The following is a 3,552-nucleotide window of genomic DNA, read 5'->3' on the forward strand; positions in this document are numbered from 1 at the left end:
CCGGGCCGGGGCTCGCCCCGTCCGTCGGTGTTGTTGGTGACGACCCACAGTTCGCCGTCGGGGGTCACCGCCACGTCGCGGAGCCGGCCGAGTTCACCCACGAACCGTTCGGTGGAAGTGCCGAGGTCGGCCAGCGGTACCTCACGCAGCCGTTCGCCGCGCAGGTTGGCGATGTAGAGGGTGTTATCGGCGAACGCCAGGCCGCTCGGGCTGGCCTCGGACGGCCGCCACTGCTGCACCGGGTCGACGAAGCCCTCGCGGTCGGCGATCCCCTCGACCACGGGCCAGCCGTAGTTGTGGCCCGGCTCGATCACATTGAGTTCGTCCCAGGTGTCCTGGCCGAACTCGGTGGCGTACATCGTCCCGGCGGCATCCCAGGCCAGCCCCTGCGGATTGCGGTGGCCGTAGCTGTAGACCGGTGAGCCGGGGAAAGGGTTGTCCGCGGGGATGCCGCCGTCGGGGGTGAGCCGCAGGATCTTGCCGGAGAGCGCGCCGGGGTTCTGCGCGCTGTCGCGGTCGCCGGCGTCCCCGACGGTGACGTAGAGCGACTGGTCGGGGCCGAAGGCTATCCGTCCGCCGTTGTGGTACCGCGCGGACGGCAGGCCCTCGATGACCGTCTCGCCCGGGCCGAGGCTGAACCCGCCGGGGTCGCCCCGCACTTCGAACCGCTCAACCCGGTTGCCGTCGGCGGCGGTGTAGTAGGCGTAGAGCCACGAGTCGTGGACGGCCAGGCCCAGCAGCCCGCCCTCGCCGGAGGGGATGGCGTCCGGGATCTGTCCGACCTCGCGGACGGCGTGGCCGGCGCCGAGTTCGACGATCCGGGCGCTGTCACGTTCACTCACCAGCGCCACGCCGCGATAGAAGACAACCGACCAGGGTGCAGCCAGTTCGGTGGCGATCACCGGGTCATCAGTGGTCGGCGAGGCAGCGCTCGGGGGCGAGGAGGGTGGCGAGGCGGAGTCCGGGGGCGAGGAGGGCGGCGAACCCGGTGTGGTCGGCGCGGCGACCGGCCCAGAACAGGCGACCACGACCGCGAACACGGGACAGAGGGCGAGGGTGCGGAGCCTGCGGGCGGTGGTGTGCGTCATGTCGATCCTGTCGTCACGCCGGGCATTCACCGTAACCCGGCCGGGGCTGGGAAGGAACAGGTCACCGGCTCCGGCTGTGCAGCACGAAGCGGGCGGTTGCGGCGACCCCCGGATCCTCATCCTCGACCAGACCGGCCAGTGCGGCTTCAGCCGGGGCTCCCGGAATCTCGGCGAGGGCTGCCGCCAGCCGTTCGCGGGCCGGGCCCGGTGCCCGAGCCAGTTCCGCGGTGATGGCGCGGGCGATTAGGTCGGCCAGGTGGCGGTCGCGGGCGAGACCGCCGAGGACGTCCGCCGCCTCCACGTCGTCCTGGCCGTCCACCACCAGTTGGACGAGCCGGGGAATCGCGTCGGGCTCGCCCAGCCGGCCACGTAGCAGTGCCGCCCGGCCACCGACCAGCGGATCGGGATGCCCGAAGGCCGCGGCCAGGCAGACCGCCGCCCGTGGCGAGGAGAGCTTCGTCAGCGCTGTTGCCGCCCGACGCCGGCGCTGTGGTTCGGCGGAGTCCAGAGCGGCGACCAGCCCCGGGACGGCGGCATCCCCAAGCCGGTCGAGCGCCCAGTACAGGGCTCCCGCGACCTGCGGGTCGGCCTCGTCCAGGGCCGCCTCGACCAGCGTGTTGACGTCCTGCCCGGCCTCCGCGGCAAGCGACAGGACGAAACGCTGCCGGGCGGACGGGTCCTCGGCACCCAGCCCGCGGACCAGGTCGATGATCCGCAGCACGTCGGTCCACGCGGCCGGATCGCTGCCCCGGATCTGGTCGAGCCGGTCGAGCAGTTCCTGGTCGCGGGCGAGCCGCTCCCGGGTGCGGGCCGCCACCTCGTCGACCATCGCGGTCGGGTCGAAACAGAGGTCGGCGAGCACCTCGGCGACCTGCTGCAGGCTCAGCCCGAGCGAGCGGAGGGCCTCCACCTGGAACAGCCGGCTGACGTCCTCGGGCGCGTACTCGCGATAGCCGCCCGCCGTCCGCGCGGTCGGGCTCACCAGGCCGAGCCGGTCGTAGTGCCGCAGCATCCGGGCGCTGATCCCGGACCGCGCAGCGAGGTCACCGATCAGCATCGGAGTCCTGGCCCAGCGGGGCGCCCTGGAGGGCGATGATCCGGTTCGCCTCGGCGATCGCGGCGGCGAAGCCCTCGTCGGGGTCGTGCAGCAGGCGCCGGGTGGCGAGCGCGTGGGCGCGTACGGCGGTATCGGCACTGGCCAGCGCCGGTTCGAGCGCAGCCAGTGCCGGGTCGCCCAGCGCGGCCAGCGCGCGGCTCAGGCTGCGCTGCAGGTCAGGGCCGCCGCGACCGAGCTGGGTCGCCAGCGTCGCCGCCAGGCCGGTGACGCTGCCGTCAGGGACGAGGGCGACGGCGGCCCGCCAGGCAGCCCGGGCGATCTGGTCGTCCGGGTCCTGCAGGAAGCCGGCCACCGCCTCCCAGGCCCGCCGGTCGCCGATCTTCGACAGGGTGTGGAGCGCCTGACTGCGCGCCTGCGGGACACCAGACCGCAGCTCGGCCAGCAGCCGGTCGACGGTGGCCGTCCGGTCCTGCCGGGTGAGCGCCCAGCTCAGCGTGTCGCGGACGAAGAAATCCGGTTCGACGGCGCAGCGTCCAAGCAGCAGGTCGAGGTCGTCGGGGTCGGGATGCGTCCCGGCGAGGAACGCCGCCTGCAGCCGAACTGACGGGTTCGGCGCTGTGAGCGCCCGCTGCCGGGCAGATTCCCTGGGCTGGTGACTGTTGTGGGTCATGGTGACCACCTCCATCCCCCAGGAAAGACCCTGTCACAGTGACAAGGTCAAGTCGACTCGTGTCGCTCTTCCCAGGTGCAGTCAGGAATTCGACTGTTCGTCTCGAAGGTCGGTGCCGGGCGGGATACTGGGCACCAAAGCGCGAGGTTCGGCCACCTTGTCGGGCTGAACCTCCGGCCGGAGTCACCTGATCGCCGGCAGATCTCGAACGCGGTTCTGACATCGCGCCGGGTCGCTGGGCGGGCCACGGATGGATGGAGTGAGGGTATGTACGCAGCAGTGATCCATGGCGAGCGGGACGTGCGCTACCAGCAGCGTCCCGAGCCGGTCGTCCTCGAACCCACCGATGCGGTGATCCGGACGGTCGCGACCTGCGTCTGCGGGTCGGACCTGTGGCGCTACCGCGGCATCACGCCGGTGCCCCGGCCGACCCCGATCGGGCACGAGTACTGCGGCATCGTGGAGTCTGTCGGCGAGCAGGTGACCACCGTCGGTCCGGGGCAGTTCGTGGTGGGCGGCTTCCTGAACTCCGACAACACCTGCCCGCTCTGTCTCAAGGGCGCGCACGCCAACTGTCTCCACGGCGGCGGTTACGACGGCTGCCAGGCCGAGTACATCCGGATCCCGAACGCGGACGGGACGCTGGTCGCCACCCCCGGTCTGCCGCCGGACGACCTGGTGCCCAGCCTGCTGACGCTGTCGGACGTGCTGTGCACCGGCTGGCACGCGGCGGTCAG

At 72.3% G+C, this 3,552-nt stretch carries 4 protein-coding genes; 1 reads left to right on the forward strand and 3 read right to left on the reverse strand.

Annotation, left to right across the window (positions count from 1 at the left end):
• The 3 genes from VB080_RS14080 to VB080_RS14090 all read right to left on the reverse strand — a co-directional run.
• Window positions 1–1,088: PQQ-dependent sugar dehydrogenase (locus tag VB080_RS14080; RefSeq protein ID WP_323419088.1), on the reverse strand; the 1,088-nt coding region annotated here is incomplete at its 3' end.
• Window positions 1,089–1,149: 61 nt separating this feature from the next.
• Window positions 1,150–2,145 (reverse strand): HEAT repeat domain-containing protein, encoded by a 996-nt coding sequence (locus VB080_RS14085; RefSeq protein WP_323419089.1) that lies wholly within the window; start codon window positions 2,143–2,145, stop codon window positions 1,150–1,152.
• Window positions 2,132–2,815 (reverse strand): HEAT repeat domain-containing protein, encoded by a 684-nt coding sequence (locus tag VB080_RS14090; protein WP_323419090.1) that lies wholly within the window; start codon window positions 2,813–2,815, stop codon window positions 2,132–2,134. Before VB080_RS14090 ends, VB080_RS14085 begins: the two co-directional genes overlap by 14 nt.
• A 267-nt stretch (window positions 2,816–3,082) precedes the next feature.
• On the opposite strand from VB080_RS14090, the gene VB080_RS14095 reads away from it, so the two are divergent.
• A partial coding sequence (locus VB080_RS14095) for an alcohol dehydrogenase catalytic domain-containing protein (RefSeq protein ID WP_323419091.1) occupies window positions 3,083–3,552 on the forward strand: 470 nt, incomplete at its 3' end.

It is taken from the genome of Propionicimonas sp., from assembly GCF_034927565.1.
Taxonomy (GTDB): Bacteria; Actinomycetota; Actinomycetes; order Propionibacteriales; family Propionibacteriaceae; genus Propionicimonas.